A 17,731-nucleotide genomic window follows, 5' to 3' on the forward strand; every position below is an offset into this window, starting at 1 on the left:
TTCCTCGGCGGCGGGGGTCAGGGCGACTGGGTCGCATTCAACGAGCGGGCACGCCAGGACGGCGACCCGTCTACCGAGCCCATCACATTCAACGAGTTCCTCCGCCGGCAGGAAGAAGCCCAAGAAGAAGCCGGGGTCAGCTTCGCCGATACCGGCAATCCGTTCGGCGTGGACAACGAGTTTCTCGGCTCCGTCCAGCTCACGCAGACGCTCTACGACAAAAGTGCTTTCGCCGCTCTCCGCGGGGCGCAGCAGTTCCAGGACGTCAGCCGCCGCGGACTCGACCGGCAGGTTCAGACCGTCGCCAACGACGTTTACGAAGCCTTCTACGCCGCCCTACTGGCAGAGGAACAGGTCCGCGTGCTGCAGCAGCGCACGGACCGCACCGAGGAAACATTGCAGGAAGTGTCCGCCCGCGTCCGTCGCGGCGTGGCACCGAAGCTTCAGCGCATGAGCACCGAGGTCGAGCTTTCGAACCTCCGCACCGAGCTCATTCAGGCGCAAAACGATGCCGGCCTTGCGCTCGACCGCCTGAAAGTGGCTCTTGGGCTGAGCGTCGACGCTAACATTCGCCTGGACGGGGCTCTCGAAACGGACTCCCAGGACCTCTTCATCAATACCTCGCAGCAGGAAGCCCTGTCCCAGGCCATGCAGCAGCGACCGGATTTGAAGCGTGCGCGCCTCGCCATCGATCTCCGGGAGATCGAACGGGAAACCATCGAAGCGGAGTACTACCCGACGCTGGAGGCTGTTGCGACGTTCAGTTACAGCGGTCGCGTGCCCGACAACCGGGAGCAGATTCTGACCGACCCGACGGATCCGTTCTTTTACGACACGCTGCAGCGCGGCTTCTTCGACGACTCCTACTGGAATCCCACATTGAGCGCCGGACTGCAGATGTCATGGAACGTGTTCAACGGTTTTCAGACGACCGCCCGGATGGAGCAGCAGACGATTGAGATCACACAGGCGGAGCTTCAGCGCGACCAGTTGCAGCAGTCCATCGAACTGGAGGTTTCTTCGGCTCTGCGACGGCTTGAAACCGCCCGTCGTCGCATCCAGAGCCAGCGGCAGACGGTCCAGAATGCCGAAACCAACTACGAGTTCACCGAGCGTCGACTGGATGAGGGCGTGTCCAGTGCCCTGGAGCTGCGGGAGGCGTCCGATCAGCTCGACCGGAGCCGTCTGAACTACCTGCAGGCCGTGTACGACTACTTGGTGGCCCGAAGCGACCTTGAGACCGCCGTCGGCGTTCCCCTCACGCCCGCAACCGAGGACTACGAGATGACGGCTCGATAGCGCTACCGTTCGCACCGAACCCTTTCCGACCTTCCGACCGCTCCCTTTCGACCCGATGCACACTCGACTCTCCCTGCTTCTTCTCCTCCCCGCCGCCGTGCTTCTCACGGTGAGCCTGTCCGGCTGCAGCGACGGCGAGGTGTCGGCCGGGACGAACGACGCCGGCACACCCGTTTCCTCGCTAAGCCGCGTGGAGACCCTCGAGATGTCGCCCAGCGCGTTCGAGGACGTGGTTACCATGACCGGCACCGTGGAGGCGCTGAACGACGCCACGCTGTCGGCACAGGCCTCCGGCACCATCACGGAGCTGCAGGACCGGGGGGATCGCGTGCCCGACGGCGGCATCATCGCGCAGATTGACCCGCGTGAGGAACGCGCCTCCCTCGAGCAGCTTCGTGCCGAGTTCAACCTGGCCCAGAACCAGCTCGAACGCCAACGGCCGCTGTACCGGGACTCCATCATCTCTCCGATCGAGTTCGAGCAGATTCAAGCAGAGTACAATCGGACGAAGGCGGCCCTCGAAGAAGCAAAGCAGCGGGTGGACAAGACCCGCGTGACGACGCCGTTCGCGGGCACGATCGAAGAGCGATTCGTAGAACGCGGCGAACAGGTTTCACCCGGGACGCCCGTGGCCCGCGTCGTCGGCACGGAACGGGTTCGCGTCCGCGCCGGCGTTCCGGAGCGATACGCGAACGACATCCGCCGCGGCACCTCGGTCGTGCTCGACTTCCGCCGGTACGGTGGGGATGTCCGCGAGTCCACCGTAACCTTCGCCGGTCAGGCGATTTCGCCGGAGACGCGCACGTTTCCCATCGAAGTCGAGCTCGAGAACGACAACGGCCGGCTCAAGCCGGAAATGGTTGCGAGCGTTCGCGTCACGCGTGAGGAGATCGACGAGGCGCTCGTTATTCCGCGAACGGCCGTCGTGCGCGACGAACTCGGTACGCACCTTTTCCTCGCGTCGCCGCTTGACAGCGTCCACGTGGTCGAAAAGCGCGACATCGTCCTCGGTCCCAGCTACGGCGAAAAGGCCGTTGTTCAGTCCGGCCTGAACGCCGGCGAGTCGGTGATTGTCGTCGGTCAGAACAACGTTGCTCCGGGCGACACCGTCAACGTGACGAAGTCCTACAGGACCCTGAACGCCGCCGGCGTCCCCTACGAGGGTCCCGATACCGAGGGATACGGCACGCCCGAATCGGGGCCGTCCAACCCCTCGCCGGACGAGCCGACAACGCGGTAACCGGCATACGACGCTGCATCCATCGCTGCACCTTCTGAGGCCCAACGACCGAGGCACCTCCCCATGAGCATCACCGATCTCGCCATCAAATTCCGCACATCCGTCGTCGTCCTGACGCTGCTGCTGGTGTTTGGTGGACTGTACAGCTACACAAGCCTTCCGAAGGAGGCGCAGCCGTCGATCGAGTTTCCGACGATCGTGGTGACGACGCTCTACCCGGGCGCCAGCCCCGACGACGTGGAGTCGGTCGTGACGCAGGTCATCGAGCAGGAAATCAGCGGCATCAACGGCATCGAGGAGCTACGCTCTATTTCAACGGAGGGCGTCTCCACCATCGTCATCGAGTTCACGCCCGACGTCGAGGTCTCGGAGGCCAGTCAAAAGGTCCGGGAGAAGGTCGATATCGCCAAGGCAGACCTGCCGGAGGACACCGAAGAGCCGCTGATCAATGAAATCGACACGTCGGAATTCCCGATCCTGTCGGTCAACCTGGCGGCGGAATACTCGCTTGCAAGGCTGAAACAGGTGGCCGAGGACGTGCAGGATGAGATCGAGGGCGTCCCGAGCGTTCTCGAGGTCAACCTCATCGGGGGGCTTGAGCGCGAGGTGCAGGTCGACGTAGACCTTCGCGCGCTTCAGGGATACGGCCTTTCCTTCAACGACCTCATCAACACCATTCGCGCGGAAAACGCGAACCTCCCGGGCGGCTCCATCGACGTGGACCGCCTGAACTACCTGGTTCGGGTGGACGGGCAGTTCGACGACCCGGAGCGCGAAATCGCCGACCTCGTCGTCCGCTCGGACGGGGCGAGCAGCATTCATGTGCGCGACGTCGCCGATGTCACGTTCGGATACAAGGACCAGCAGACCTATGCCCGCCTCAAGGTGCTGAAGGAGGAAACCGACGATGGCGTCCTTCGCCAGGCGAACGACCTGGACGCGGAGATGCTGCAGGTCATCACCCTGAATGTCAAGAAGCGCTCCGGGGATAACATTCTGGAAACCTCCGAAGAGGTCAAAGCGCTACTTGACGAATACCCGTTCCCGAGCGGAACGGAGGTGACGATCACCGGCGACCAGAGCGAAAACGTCCGCACGCTGGTCAAGGACCTGGAGAACAACATCATCAGTGGGCTGCTCTTCGTCGTTGCGGTGCTCCTGTTCTTCCTCGGCGTCCGCAATGCGACGCTCGTCGGGATCGCCATTCCGCTCTCGATGTTCGTCACGTTCCTCGTCTTTCAAGCGCTCGGCTACACCCTGAACTTCATCATTCTGTTCTCCCTGATCATCGCGCTCGGCATGCTCGTCGACAATGCGGTGGTGATCGTGGAGAACATCTATCGATTTAAGGAAAACGGCTACTCGAACTTCGAGGCCGCGCGGCTCGGGACGGCGGAGGTCGGTGGGGCCGTTGTGGCGTCCACGGCGACCACGGTGGCCGCCTTTGCTCCGATGCTCTTCTGGCCGGGCATCATCGGCGAGTTCATGAGCTACCTGCCGCTCACGCTCATCATCACACTGCTGAGTTCTCTCTTTGTCGCCATCATTATCAATCCCGTCATCACGGGGATATTTGTGAAGGTCGAGGGCGAGGAAGACGAGTCGGATCGGGTGATTCCCACCTCGGCGAAGTACCTGGGGGCCGCCGCTATCGTCCTTCTGGGGCTTCTCCTCGGACTGGCCAACTGGAAGACGCTCGTGGTGATCGTGATCGGGCTGCCGTTCCTGTACCTGCTGCACACGCGCCTTTTCAAGCCGATGGGCGACCGGTTCATTCAGACCGGACTGCCGCGCCTGATCCGCTGGTACCGTTCGTTCCTCAAGAGCATGCTCGCGCGCGACTATTCGGTTCGGTACGCGTTGTGGCGAAACGTCACCGCGCTGGCCAGCTTCACCATCGGGCTGCTGCTCGCCATCGCCGGCGGCGCGCTGAGCGAGGTCGGTCCGGCCATTCCGGGCAGCCCGGTGGCTGCAGGCGGGCTCGTCCTGCTCGTCCCGGGACTCCTGCTGCTCCTGATCGGCGTCCTTGGCGTCCTCATTCACGCGTTCGAGGCCGTCTTCCTGGGCGGACGGACGAGCGTCAAGGCCGGCCTCATCTTCGGCGTGATCATGGCCACGATCCTCGCGCTGATCTACATCAGCCCGCGACCGCTCGACACCATCACGATGGCGGAGATGATGCTCGCGCCCATCCTGATCGTCGTGGTTGGCGCCATCGGGGCCGTCATCGGGTCCGACGGACCGCTCATTGCAACCGATAACCGGACGAAGCTTCTATCCGGCGCCATTGCGGCCCTGCTGCTGATTCTGGGAATGTACCAGATTGCCCCGACGGGCTTTGAGTTTTTCCCGACCACGGATCCGAACCTGATCCAGGTCACGCTTGATGCGCCGCTGGGGACGAACGTGGAGTCGTCGAACCGCGTGGCCATGGAGGCGCGGCAGCGCGTGGAGGATCTCCTTCTCGCCGACGACGCCGCGCGCGAAAATGTCAAAAACATGAACGTAAACGTCGGTATCGGTGGAGACTCGCAGTTCGGCGGAGGCGCCAACCGGGCCGAACGGTCGCGGCTGACACTGAACATGGTCGACTACGAGGATCGCGCCGAGTCCTCCGCCTCCACGCTGAAACGCCTCCGGGGACAACTGGCAGGGCTCGCAGGGGTAGACATCGACTTCAGCCAGGACGAAAACGGACCGCCCACCGGGCCGCCCGTCAACATCGAGATCTCAGGGCCGGAGTTTGAGACGATCAAGGACATTTCTGAGTCGATCAAGCAGCGCCTGGAGAAAGGCGTGCAGTCGGGGCAACTCGACGGCCTCGTGGACATCCGGGACGACCTCAACACCGGCCGTCCGGAGCTGGCCGTCGACATCGACCGGGAGCGCGCCGCACAGTTCGGCCTCAGCACGTCCGCAATCGGTCAGACCGTCCGCGCGGCCATCAATGGAACGGAAGCAAGTCAGTATCGCGACGGGGAGGACGAGTACGACATCACCGTCCGCCTCCGCGAATCCGACCGACAGAACCTCGAATCCCTCAAAGAGCTTACGATCCGGAGTAATCGAGGCCAGGAAGTGCCACTCGTCTCGGTCGCAAGCTTCGACGAAGGCACCGGCTTCGGGTCCATCACCCGCCTCGACCGCTCCCGCGTGGTTACGGTGCAGGGCGACGCCGCCCCGGGTGCCAACGCGAACGACGTGCTGAACCGCGTCCGCTCGTACCTCAGCGAGTATAGCACGAACGAATTGCCGGAGGGCTACTCCCTGAAGTACACGGGGGAAAACGAGGACATGAACGAGAGCTTCGGATTCCTCACGGTCGCCCTCCTCATCGGCGTGGCGCTCATCACAATGGTGCTAATCGCCCAGTTCAACTCGGTGTCGGCGCCCTTCATTATCATGGTTGCCGTCGGACTGAGCCTGATCGGCGTTCTGCTGGGACTGATTCTGACGCGTACGCCGTTCGGCCTGATGACCTTCATCGGGCTCATCTCGCTTGCAGGAATCGTCGTGAACAACTCGATCGTGCTCGTGGACTACGTGATGCAGCTCCGGCACCAGGGCCTGGACAAGCTGGAGGCCATCGTCGAGGGCGGTGCCACCCGCCTGCGACCGGTGCTGCTGACCGCGCTGACCACGATCCTGGGGCTTATCCCCCTCACGTTCGGGATCAACATCGACTTTGTTGGTCTGGTGACGGATTTCGCCCCCAATTTCCAGTTCGGCTCCGAAAACACGCAGTTCTGGGGTCCGATGGGAACGGCGATCATCTCCGGCCTGACATTCGGGACGTTCCTGACCCTCGTGATCGTGCCCGTGATGTACTCCGCCTTCGATTCGCTCGGCGTCCGGCTGTCGACGGCATTCGGCGGCTCGCGCTCCGGAGGAGCCATCACCACGGACGCCGTCGCCGGAACGGGGGAGCTTGCGCTGACCGGCGGAAACGGAACGCCGAAACGTCCCCCGGCCGGCGATCCGGTCCAGTCGACGGATCGATGACCTTCCGCTCGGAGATCCCGTGCGGCGGGCCTATTGCATCCGCCACAGCCGTAGGCTACATTGCGTCTGCGCGGAATGCAGGGCGGATATACCATACATTGTCACCCTTCTTTACCAAAGGATGGCGTAGTGTACGACGTAATGAATCGACTCGTTCGCACCGTCATGCTTCGGCAACCCACTTCCCACGCTATTTTGTAGTCACGCTCACGGACCTATGGACCACGATACCACGCTGCAGAACTCCGAGTTCGTCGACCGGGAAGACAATCTATGGAAGAAGCTCCGCTACGGGGCGATTCATACGCTCGACTGGGTCTACGGTCGTGCGTCCCTCGTCGGTGACCAGCCGATCCATGATAACGCCACCTTTCCCTGGGCCCAGAAGCTGGAACGCGAGTGGACCACCATTCGAGACGAGATTGAGCCGATCCTCGAGCACCGCGACGTCCTTCCCAGCTTTCACGACATCGCGGAAGACGCGTCGACGATTTCGCAGGACGATCGCTGGAAAACGTTCTTCCTGTACGGCTATGGAGAAAAGGCGGAAGAGAACTGTGCACGGTGCCCGCGGACGACCGAACTCGTCGAACAGATTCCCGGCATGTCGACGGCGTTCTTCTCTATTCTTTCGCCGGGCAAACACATCCCCGCGCACCGGGGGCCCTACAAAGGGGTCCTGCGGTACCACCTCGGCCTCAAAGTACCTGCACCGGCCGAAAAGTGCCGTATCCGCGTGGACGATCAGATCGCTCACTGGAACGAAGGCGAAAGCCTGATCTTCGACGACACCTACAACCATGAGGTGTGGAACGAAACCGACGGCGAACGCGCGATCCTGTTTGTTGACTTCAAGCGTCCGATGGCAACCCCGGTATCACAGATGAACGACCTCGTCATGGAGCTCATTCGGCGGACGTCCGTCGTCCAGGATGCTCGAAAGAACCAGGCGCACTGGAACGAGCGGCTGGAGCAGGCGGAAGCCTCCGACGAACCCGCGACCGCGCAGTCGTAAGCCCGGCGTACAACCGCCTGACGAAGCCGCCAGACCGGGGGTTCTACGTACCGGCGTGACCCTGCGGTGAACATTTGCGGGAGACGCGTATCGAATGTGGTCCCCGATGCTTGTTTTTCGTGTATGAATCGGGCTCGCCTACGGGCCGCATCGCCCCGCTCCACGGGTTGGTGCAGGCCCCGCGAGAACCGTTTCGAAAGAAACTCCGCACGGGCTGGCTGCATTGTCTTTCTTGATCTGCAGGTAGCACTCCCGGGACGTCTATCAACGCGTTGCCGTGCCGGGATCGATCTCGCTCAGCATCCCCATCCCCGCTGAATGGCCTTACTGCTCGTATACGTTGCGCTGGCGCTCGGCGTGTCATTTCTGTGCTCGGTGATGGAAGCAGTCATCCTCAGCGTGACGCCGTCGTATGTCGCCGCTCTCGGCCGCGAGGGAAGCGGGATCGGGGAGCAACTTCAGTCGATGAAGGAGGATATCGACCGGCCGCTGGCAGCGATTCTGAGCCTCAACACCATCGCCCACACCGTCGGTGCAGCCGGGGCGGGAGCACAGGCAGCCATCGTCTTCGGGGAGGCGTACACGGGCGTGATCGCGGCCATTCTCACGCTCCTCATCCTCGTACTGTCGGAGATCATTCCGAAAACCCTCGGTGCCGTCTACTGGAGGCAGCTTGCCCCGGTCGTGGTGCGGGTGCTGACCCCGACGATTTTTGTCATGAAGCCGCTGGTCCTTCTCTCGAAAGGGATCACTTATTTGCTGTCGCAGGACGAAGAGCAAACGTCGTTCAGCCGGGAGGAATTCACGGCGATGGCGGAAATCGGGGAGGAAGAAGGCGTCTTCGAGGAAAAAGAATCCCGCATTCTCCGCAACCTCTTCCGGTTCAACTCGCTCCGCGTCCGTGACGTGATGACGCCGCGCACGGTCGTGTTCGACCTGCCAGAGGAAAAAACGATCGGCGACGTGGTCTCGGAGCACGACGAGTTCCGGTTTTCGCGGATCCCGGTATACAACGCAAACCGGGACGACATCACAGGCTACGTCCTGAAGGATGAAATGCTACTCCTGGCTGCTCAGGAGGAAATGAAGGTGCCGCTCAAGGATTTGTCGCGGGAGATCCTCGTCGTTCGCGAGACGCTGCCGCTCCCAGACCTGCTCGAGCGACTTCTCGACCGGCTGGAGCACATCGCCCTCGTCGTCGACGAATACGGCGGCATGGCGGGCATCGTGTCGATGGAGGACGTCGTCGAGACGCTCCTCGGCATGGAGATCGTCGATGAGGCGGACTCCGTCGAGGACATGCAGGCCCTCGCGCGGCAGCAGTGGTTTAAGCGCGCAAAGGACCTCGGCATGGTCCCGGATGAAGTGCTGGACCCAAACGAAGACACGGATGCGATCCTTCGGTACTCGATCACCGGCGGTCAGCCGCCGGAATCCCCGGAATCGCCTCCTCCGGAGGAACCGTCGTAGACCGTTCCTCCCCGCCGTTTCCTGCACCTGATCCCCTCCCCCCCTGATGCGCTCCATTGATCGCCTGCCGGACGCGGACCTTCGCGTCTTCGACCGTCCCGACCTGCCGCCGGCCGACGCGCTGGAGGACGTGTACCTGATTGGCATCTGCGGCACGGGGATGGGCGCGCTTGCCGGCCTGTTCAAGGAAGCCGGCTGCCGCGTGCGGGGCTCGGACGAATCCATCTACCCGCCCATGAGCACGCACCTCGCCGAGCGCAACATCGAGGTGGTGGAAGGCTACGATCCCGATCACCTCGATCCGGCGCCGGACCTTGTCGTCGTGGGCAATGCCTGCACTCCGACGCATCCCGAAGCCGCAGCCGCCCGTGAGCGCGGCCTCGTCCAGGCCTCTTTTCCCGAAGCGCTCTCCCACTACTTCCTGCAACACGAACGACGACGGTCCCTGGTTGTGGCGGGCACGCACGGCAAAACCACCACGACGGGCCTTCTCATCCACGTGCTGCAGGCGGCAGGCGCCGATCCCGGCTTTCTCGTAGGAGGCGTAATGCAGAATACCGGCGAATCCTACGCGCTCGGGTCGGACCAGCCGTTTGTCGTCGAGGGCGACGAGTACGACAGCGCCTACTTCGACAAACAGCCCAAGATGATGCACTACGTGCCGGATCGGGCGATCATCACGTCGATGGAGTTCGACCACGCCGACATCTACGAGGACGAAACCGACTACCGGGCCGCTTTCGAAGCGTTTGCCGGAACCCTGGACCCACGGGACGGCATCCTCGTCCTCTGCGGCGACGATCCGGACGTGCGCGCTCTGGCCGATCACACGGACGCCCGAACGCGAACGTACGGCCTGCAGGATGGCAACGACGTCTCCGCGCGGGACGTCGACGTCTCCGAGGACGGCATCTCGTTCACCCTCACCATGGGCGGGCTCGCCCGCGGTGCGTATACGCTGCCGATGCACGGACACCACAATTTACAAAACGCGCTTGCCGTCGCCACGCTGGCGTTTACGGAAGGCTGCTCATCCACGCAGATTTCTGAGGGCTTTGCCTCGTGGCAGGGGATGAAGCGCCGCCAAGAGGTCCGGGGCGAAGCAGGTGGAGTGCTCGTCATCGACGATTTCGCGCACCACCCGACAGCCGTGCGCGCCACAATCAACGGGTTGCGGGACGCCTATCCCGATCGGCGCCTGGTTGCGATTTTCGAGCCGCGGTCCAACTCCAGCCGTCGAAAAATTTTCGAGTCGGCCTACGGTGACGCGCTCGCAGCAGCGGACGTCGCCTTCCTGAAGGCTCCTCCCGTTCGCCACAACGACGACGCAGACGCGATGCTCGACCCGGCCGTGGTCGTCCGCACGATCGCCGAGCACGAGGTACCCGCAATGGGCGTCGAAGATACGGATGAGCTGCTCAAGCATCTGCAAACCGATCTTCGGTCCGGCGATCTCGCCGTTGTCATGAGCAACGGCAGTTTCGACGGTCTTCATGAGCGGCTGCTGGCGTCCCTCCGCATCAACGGAAACTGACGGCCACGACGCTGGCCCGACGCTTACCGATCCGTCCCTCCCCTTCCGACGCACACGCCCCCGATTTTCCATGTCCGGTGCCCCTGAAGTCGGTCCCCACTCATCCGACGGTTTCGACGGTTTCCACGGTGAAGACGCGCTGGGCCGTCAGGTGCATCTGCCCCGGCGGCCGGAACGGATCGTGTCGCTCGTCCCCTCCATTACCGACCTGCTCCACGCGCTTGACCTTGGGATCCGCGTTGTAGGCATCACTCGCTTCTGCGAACGGCCGGAGGACTGGCGGGAGACGAAAGCGATCGTCGGTGGCACCAAGAACGTGAAGCACGACGCCCTCACGAAACTGAACCCAGATCTTGTCCTGGCGAACCTCGAGGAAAACGAGAAGGACGATGTCGCTCGCTTGGACGTGCCCGTCTACGTGACGGACGTCCGAACCGTCCCGGATGCGTGTGAGATGATCCGCACCGTCGGCCAACTGACGGGAACGGGCGCAGCCGCACGGACCATGGCACAGACGATCACCGACCGATTCGACCGGCTCACAATCACGCCCCGCACCCGCGCCGTATATCTCATCTGGAGAGAACCGTACATGAGTGTGGGACACGACACCTTCATCCACGACGTGATGACGCGCGGCGGCTTTCAGAATGTCTTTTCTGAAGAAACGCGCTACCCGGAGGTGACACTGACGCAAATCGCGGACGCCGAACCTGACGTCGTCCTCTGCTCCAGTGAGCCATTTCCGTTTCACCAGAAAGATACCTTCACGGCGGATCTACGGGAGGCTCTTCCCGACACTCCGATCGAGATCGTTGACGGCCAGCTGTTCTCCTGGTATGGTCCGCGCCTCCTCGACACACCCTCCTACCTCGTCGACCTGAGCGAGGAATGGTCGACGGGACGATCGGCGGCATAGCCATCGGGAGAGAAGCAGCGGTCACAGGGAGCAGGGCCCGGCACGCCCCGGCATGATCGCATCGAGGCCCGGATTTCGGTTGACGACGGACCGGATGCGTGCGTATCATTGGGCGATGCTGACAACGCCATCCCAGCCCCTACCCCCGCCCATGCTCCACGCGTCCGATCCATCGTCGCTTTTTCTCCTGATCCTCGGCGTTGCCGTCCTTGCGGTCGGGGGGTGCCGTTCGGATCAGTCCGTCGATCCCGATCGGTCGCTCGCGGAGAGAGCGGACTCGCTCACCCGAACGCATCTCGTGGTCGACGGGCACGTTGATGTGCCCTACCGGCTGATGAGATACCGACAAAACGTCGGCGACAGCACGTTCGGGGACTTCGACTACCCGCGCGCGAAGACCGGCGGGCTCGATGCTCCGTTTATGTCCATCTACATCCCGGTCGAACTGCAGGACTCGGCGGGTGCTGCAAAAACCCGAGCCGACTCCTTGATCCACCTCGTTGAGACGATCGAGGCCGAGAACCCCGGAAAGTTTGAGATTGCTACGAGCCCGGACGACATCGAGCAGATCGCTGCCGCGGGCAAGATTGCCCTGCCAATGGGCATGGAGAACGGGGCTGGCCTCGAGGATGATCTCGCCAATGTCGAGTATTTCTACAATCGCGGCATCCGGTATATCACCCTGACGCACGCGACGCACAATCGCATCGGCGATGCGTCCTACGACACGACCGCGGCGCGCTGGGGTGGGCTGAGCCCGTTCGGGGAGGAGGTCGTCGCCGAGATGAACCGGCTCGGCATCATGGTCGACATCTCGCATGTGACCGACTCGACCGCGTACGACGTCCTGGACGTGACCTCCAAGCCGGTTATCGCCTCACATTCGTCCTGCCGCCACTTCACCCCGGGATGGGAACGCAACCTCTCCGACGACCTGATCCGCGCTATTGCCGAAAATGACGGGGTGGTGATGATCAACTTTGGCTCGTCGTTTCTGCGGGAAGACTATCAGGACGCCAATGAACCGGTTCAAGAGCAGATTCAGGCGCATATCGACGAGCAGGGCTGGGCCGAGGACGATGTCCGTGCCGTTGCCTACGCCGACAGCGTCCGGACGGCCAACCCGATTGGAAGCGTCAGCGACGTCGCCGACCACATCGACCACGTGGTCAACCTCGTCGGAATCGAGCACGTCGGGCTCGGCTCTGACTACGACGGCGTCTTCTCCCTTCCCCGGGACCTGCAGGACGCATCCACCTATCCGAACCTGGTCGAAGAACTCCTGCGGCGCCAGTACTCCGATGCCGACATCGCCAGAATCCTCGGCGGCAACGCCCTCCGTGTCTGGCGAGAGAACGAGAGGTAAGGATAGGGGAAAGGGAGACAGGGAGAAAGCGGGCGGGTGTGCTGCAGCGTTAGATCTACACCTTGCCACCTTGCACCTTGACACCTTGACACCTGAACACCTCAACACGTTCACACCTAAACCCGGTGCCATCTGCCTTGCTTTCCGACCTTTTGGTTATCGAACTGGCGAGCGTTCTGGCGGGGCCGTCCGTGGGGCAGTTTTTCGCAGAACTGGGTGCGACTGTGATCAAGGTCGAGAACCCGCGAACGCGAGGAGACGTGACGCGGCGCTGGTGGGCGCCGGATCAAACCGGCGACGGAGAAGATGACCGGTCGGCGTATTTCTGCTGCTGCAACCACGGGAAACAGTCCGTCGCCGTAGACCTGACGCTTGAAGACGGGCAGGCCGTCGTTCATCGCCTCGTCGAGCGCGCGGACGTCGTGCTTTCGAGCTATCGACCCGGCGCAGCCACGCGTCTCGGCGTGGGTGCCTCGACCCTTCGCGCTCTCAACGACCGACTCATTATCGGGCAGATCACCGGCTACGGGGAAAATGATCCGCGTGCCGGGTACGACGCCGTCATCCAGTCAGAGTCCGGCTTCACGTATATGAACGGTCCAGCGGACGGTGAGCCTACCAAGCTCCCGGTAGCGTTGATGGATGTCCTCGCTGCCCATCAGTTGAAGGAAGGGCTGCTGGTGAAGCTGATCGAGCGTATGCAAACCGGTCGTGGCGGGGTCGTATCGGTGTCGCTCCTCCAGGCGGCGGTGTCGGCCCTCGTCAACCAGGCCACGAATTACCTTGTCGCCGGGCATATTCCGGAACGCATGGGGTCGGCCCACCCGAACATTGCGCCGTACGGCACGCTCTACCCGACGGCCGACGGCGAACGACTTGTGCTGGCCGTCGGCACAGACCGGCAATTCCGTGCGCTTTGCGAACGGCTCGGCCTGGACGATATGCCCGACGATGCTCGGTACGCAACAAATGCGGACCGTGTGGAGCACCGCGCCTCGCTCGACGCTGCGCTGCGATCGGCGCTTTCCGGGCTGAACACGGAAGAGCTCCTGACCGACCTGCAGAAGGCCAATGTACCGGCCGGCCGCGTGCGATCCATGCCGCAGGTCTTCGAGCAGGGCCCGGCCGAGGCCATGACGCTCCGACCGGACGGACATCCTGCCGGACTTCGACAGGTGGCGTTCTCCGGTCGTCTTGCAGGGCGCCCCCTGTCCCCGCCCCCGCAGTACGCAGAACATACTCGCAGCGTCCTGCAGGATCGGCTGGGCATGGCAAACCGGGAGATCGCCGACCTCGTGGAACGGAGTGTGGTCGACACAGCGTAGGGAGACGGCGTCAGCCAACCGGCGAAGAGCCTGTATCCCTACTCCGGCGCATCCGTCCCGGCACTACTTGTTGCAGAGAGTCGGGAGGCGAGTGCATCGAAGGCCGCATCTCGCTCGATCATCCCCTCGAACAGCGCTCCGAGGGTCGACCGGAGGGCGTCGAATTCGTTGCGTCTCTCCCCTTCCACGAAGGCGTCGATGCCCGCCCAGTACGGCTTAAACTCGCTTGGGCGGTCGGCCACCGTGCGGCGGGCGACCTCGCCCGAGACGAAAAAGATGACCGAGTGCCACAGCCGATCCGGCGGTTCAGCCTGATGTGCGCGAAACGCCGTCCGGAGGGTGCTCTTGAGGGGCTGCGTGAAAAAGTCACCGTGGGCCGACTCGTGGAGTAACACCTCTACATCTCGTGCGTCCCCGCCGTTGCCATCCGCCATGATGATGACGTGCGTCGGACGGACGGTTGTGTACGCCCCCGCCCAGTTCGCGTACGGCGTCACGTCGACCTGGACCGGCTCCTCCGGCCAGGTGCCGCCATATACGTGCTCGAGCTGCGCAACCGATGAGGCTTCGACGGACCGGAGCGTGGCGGCGGTGGTCCTCATCCATTGCCGTGCACGCTCCCGGTGCTGGTCCCACCAGTGCTTCCGGTACACCGGCATGGCCGCCTCAAGTGCCTTTCCGAGCCCCAGCGGCACGTCGGACAGGTTCGCCGGGATGGAATCCGCAGGCTCCGAAATCAGCGATTTGACCTGAATGAGGGCGTCGTCGAAGAGAAGGCTCCGGTCCTGCACAGCGCGATACAACTCCACCGCCTGCAGCCAGAGGATACGGTCCGGCTCCGGCAGTGCGGCCAGCATCTTTTTCTCCGACACCGTCATCCGTCGGGCACAACGCCGATCGGCGTCCTCCGTGCACGCCCACTGGTAGAGAAAGTGGTGGAGGCTGAGCCACGGATGGCTGCGCAATGCGAAGTGGGCGGTCACCTCATGGACCGCCTCCGGTGCCACCGTGTCTGCCGACAGCGCGTCCTGGGCGGCTGCGGCACGGTACCCCGCGCCGAGGTACGACGTCAAGCACACGAGAAGCGAGATCCAGAACAGAACCACCAGATACACACGCCGGGGCCCGCGCATATCAGTTTCGGGAGCTGGGAGCGGTCAGGGATCAAGGGATAGGGCTCGATCCAGCGAATGGCCTAACGTCGTCCACACATTCACACGTTCACACCTTCACACATTGACACCTACCCCCGCGTCCAGTTGCGCGATTTATCGAAGATGTAGGTGGCGAGCTGGTCGATGGCGACGCGGTCCTGCTCCATTGAGTCCCGGTCGCGGACCGTCACAGTGTTGTCTTCCTTCGTGTCGAAGTCGACGGTAATACAGAACGGCGTACCCGCCTCGTCCATTCGGCGGTAGCGTTTGCCCATGGAGCCGCGCTCGTCATACTTCACGTTGAAGTGCTTCCGCAAGTCGGCTTCGATGTCGTGGGCGATCTCGGGAAGGCCTTCCTTTTTCACGAGCGGAAAAATGGCCGCGCGGATCGGCGCGATTTCCGGGTGGAAGCGAAGCACAGAGCGCGTATCGCCCCGGACCTCCTCCTCGTAGTAGGCATCGCAAAGAAGCATCAGAACCGTTCGGTCGAGCCCAACCGACGTTTCGACGACGTACGGGATGTACTTCTCCTGCTCGAAGGGATCATAGTACGTCAGGTTCTTCCCCGAGTACTCGGCGTGGCGCTGCAGGTCGAAGTCTGTGCGTGAATGGATCCCCTCCAACTCCTTCCATCCAATCGGGAAGTTGTACTGGATATCGAAGGCCTGATCAGCGTAGTGCGACAGCTGTTCGTGCTCGTGGTACCGCAGGTTGTCCGGGTCGATGCCGAGACTGCGATGCCACTCCATACGATCGGCTTTCCAGCGCTCGAAGTGCTCGTCCTGCGTCCCGGGCTTGACGAAGTACTGCATCTCCATCTGCTCGAATTCGCGCATCCGAAAGACGAACTGGCGCGCGACGATCTCATTTCGGAACGCCTTCCCGATCTGCGCGATGCCGAACGGTACATGCTGCCGGGTCGGCTCCTGTACGTTGCGAAAGTTGACGAAGATGCCCTGAGCGGTTTCCGGACGGAGGAAAAGGCGCGAGCCCTCCTCCTTCAACGGGCCCATGTGCGTTTCGAACATGAGGTTGAACTGGCGAACCTCCGTCCAATCGAACGCTCCAGAATCCGGTGCGGGAATCTCCTCCTCCATGATGATGGCGTGGAGGGCCTCCGGCATGTCATCCCCCGCGTTCAGGGCCTCGACGAGGCGCTCGTGAACATCGGCGGCGTGCTCCTCCTCCCCGTCAGACCGCAGGTCGCGGATGTAGTCTTCGATCAATTCATCGGCACGGTAGCGATTACCGCTCGCCTTGTCGTCGATCAGCGGGTCGTTGAAGGCGTCGGTATGCCCGGACGCCTCCCACGTCTTCGGGTGCATGAGAATGGCGGCATCGACCCCCTCAATGTCGTCGTTCTGGTAGACCATCGACTGCCACCAGTGCTCCTTGACGTTGCGCTTCAGTTCGACACCCAGCGGCCCGTAGTCGTACGTCGCACTGAGCCCTCCGTAGATCTCGGAAGACTGGAAGATGATGCCTCGCTGTTTGCAGAGGGATACAATCTTGTCGAAGAGCTCGCTCATGGTGCGATCACTGGTCACTGGTCGTCGGGCGATGGCCGGGACCTCCTTTCCGGGTTCCGGGCAGGACAAAACGTAGCCACAGCACCTTCTGGATGCAACGCACAGGGCTTGAAAAGCACATGACGAGGACGCGGGCATCACCGTTCAACCGGGAAACGCCCGCCTGCCGTTGTCGAAGTGCCGCGGATTCGCGACGTTGTCCTGTCGGTCTGCCGTCCCGGTATACCGCGACGCCTCCTTTTCCCTGACGACGCAACCGCCATGCTATCGACCGACCGTTCCGACTCCTTCCATCATCGCGTCGTGCTTATCACCGGCGGGACGTCAGGCATCGGCCGCGCGATGGTCGACGCGTTCGCGTCGGCAGGGGCCCGTATCGCCATCGCCGCCCGGGGCGTAGACGCCGGTGAACGGGTGGTCGCCGAAGTCGAAGCGAGCGGCGGATCGGCCCGGTTCTTCCCAACGGACGTCAGCGTCCCGGAGCAGGTGGAGGCCCTGGTTTCCGACGTTGCGGACGTCTTCGGCCAGCTGGATGTGGCGGTCAACAACGCCGCATCGACCGAAGGGGCCGGGATGCCGACGCACGCCTTTGACGTCGATACGTTCGACCGGGCGGTGGCAACCAATCTACGCGGCGTCTGGATCGGGATGAAGCACCAGATCAACCAGATGCTCTCACAGGACCCACCGGGTGGGGCGATCGTCAACGTGTCGAGCATTAACGGACTCGGTGGGACCAGCGGCGCCAGCATCTACTCGGCCTGCAAGGCCGGTGTGCTGGCTCTGACCAAGTCGGCCGCCCAGGAATATGCATCGCAAGGCATCCGGATCAACGCGCTGGTGCCCGGATCTTTCGACACCCCGATGCTCGAGAAAGC

12 protein-coding genes are annotated in these 17,731 nt (G+C 62.9%); 10 read left to right on the forward strand and 2 right to left on the reverse strand.

What is annotated here, in order from left to right:
- The 9 genes from ACFCU0_RS13645 to ACFCU0_RS13685 form a co-directional block, all read left to right on the forward strand.
- Nucleotides 1-1,299 (forward strand): TolC family protein (locus tag ACFCU0_RS13645; protein ID WP_434974233.1); only part of this gene is annotated, 1,299 nt, incomplete at its 5' end.
- Nucleotides 1,300-1,354: 55 nt separating this feature from the next.
- Nucleotides 1,355-2,539 (forward strand): efflux RND transporter periplasmic adaptor subunit, encoded by a 1,185-nt coding sequence (locus ACFCU0_RS13650; RefSeq protein ID WP_434974234.1) that lies wholly within the window; start codon nucleotides 1,355-1,357, stop codon nucleotides 2,537-2,539.
- 63 nt (nucleotides 2,540-2,602) lie between these two features.
- The gene (locus ACFCU0_RS13655; RefSeq protein ID WP_434974235.1) at nucleotides 2,603-6,541 is read left to right on the forward strand and encodes an efflux RND transporter permease subunit; all 3,939 of its coding nucleotides are present in this window, start codon (nucleotides 2,603-2,605) and stop codon (nucleotides 6,539-6,541) included.
- A gap of 217 nt (nucleotides 6,542-6,758) precedes the next feature.
- Nucleotides 6,759-7,556 carry an aspartyl/asparaginyl beta-hydroxylase domain-containing protein gene (locus ACFCU0_RS13660; protein WP_434974236.1) on the forward strand — a complete coding sequence of 266 codons (798 nt, stop codon included), beginning with the start codon at nucleotides 6,759-6,761 and terminating at the stop codon, nucleotides 7,554-7,556.
- A 318-nt stretch (nucleotides 7,557-7,874) separates the two neighbouring features.
- Complete coding sequence (locus ACFCU0_RS13665; RefSeq protein WP_434974237.1) at nucleotides 7,875-9,026, forward strand: CNNM domain-containing protein; 1,152 nt, start codon at nucleotides 7,875-7,877, stop codon at nucleotides 9,024-9,026.
- A gap of 46 nt (nucleotides 9,027-9,072) precedes the next feature.
- Entirely contained in the window at nucleotides 9,073-10,560 is a 1,488-nt protein-coding gene (locus ACFCU0_RS13670; protein WP_434974238.1) for a UDP-N-acetylmuramate--L-alanine ligase, read from the forward strand.
- A 70-nt stretch (nucleotides 10,561-10,630) separates the two neighbouring features.
- Nucleotides 10,631-11,479, forward strand: coding sequence for a helical backbone metal receptor (locus ACFCU0_RS13675; protein ID WP_434974239.1), 849 nt, complete (start codon nucleotides 10,631-10,633; stop codon nucleotides 11,477-11,479).
- A gap of 151 nt (nucleotides 11,480-11,630) precedes the next feature.
- Nucleotides 11,631-12,845, forward strand: a complete 1,215-nt coding sequence (locus ACFCU0_RS13680; RefSeq protein WP_434974240.1) for a dipeptidase — start codon at nucleotides 11,631-11,633, stop codon at nucleotides 12,843-12,845.
- 137 nt (nucleotides 12,846-12,982) lie between these two features.
- Nucleotides 12,983-14,170, forward strand: coding sequence for a CaiB/BaiF CoA transferase family protein (locus ACFCU0_RS13685; protein ID WP_434974241.1), 1,188 nt, complete (start codon nucleotides 12,983-12,985; stop codon nucleotides 14,168-14,170).
- 38 nt (nucleotides 14,171-14,208) lie between these two features.
- Here the strand turns inward: ACFCU0_RS13685 and ACFCU0_RS13690 are convergent, their stop codons facing one another.
- Both ACFCU0_RS13690 and ACFCU0_RS13695 read right to left on the reverse strand, forming a co-directional pair.
- Nucleotides 14,209-15,303 (reverse strand): hypothetical protein, encoded by a 1,095-nt coding sequence (locus tag ACFCU0_RS13690; protein ID WP_434974242.1) that lies wholly within the window; start codon nucleotides 15,301-15,303, stop codon nucleotides 14,209-14,211.
- Nucleotides 15,304-15,413: 110 nt separating this feature from the next.
- Entirely contained in the window at nucleotides 15,414-16,853 is a 1,440-nt protein-coding gene (locus ACFCU0_RS13695) for a glycine--tRNA ligase (RefSeq protein WP_434974243.1), read from the reverse strand.
- 261 nt (nucleotides 16,854-17,114) lie between these two features.
- Here ACFCU0_RS13695 and ACFCU0_RS13700 point away from each other — a divergent pair.
- The coding region (locus ACFCU0_RS13700; RefSeq protein ID WP_434974244.1) for an SDR family NAD(P)-dependent oxidoreductase at nucleotides 17,115-17,731 on the forward strand (617 nt) is incomplete at its 3' end.

The organism is Longibacter sp., from assembly GCF_051155795.1.
Lineage (GTDB): Bacteria > Bacteroidota > Rhodothermia > Rhodothermales > Salinibacteraceae > Longibacter.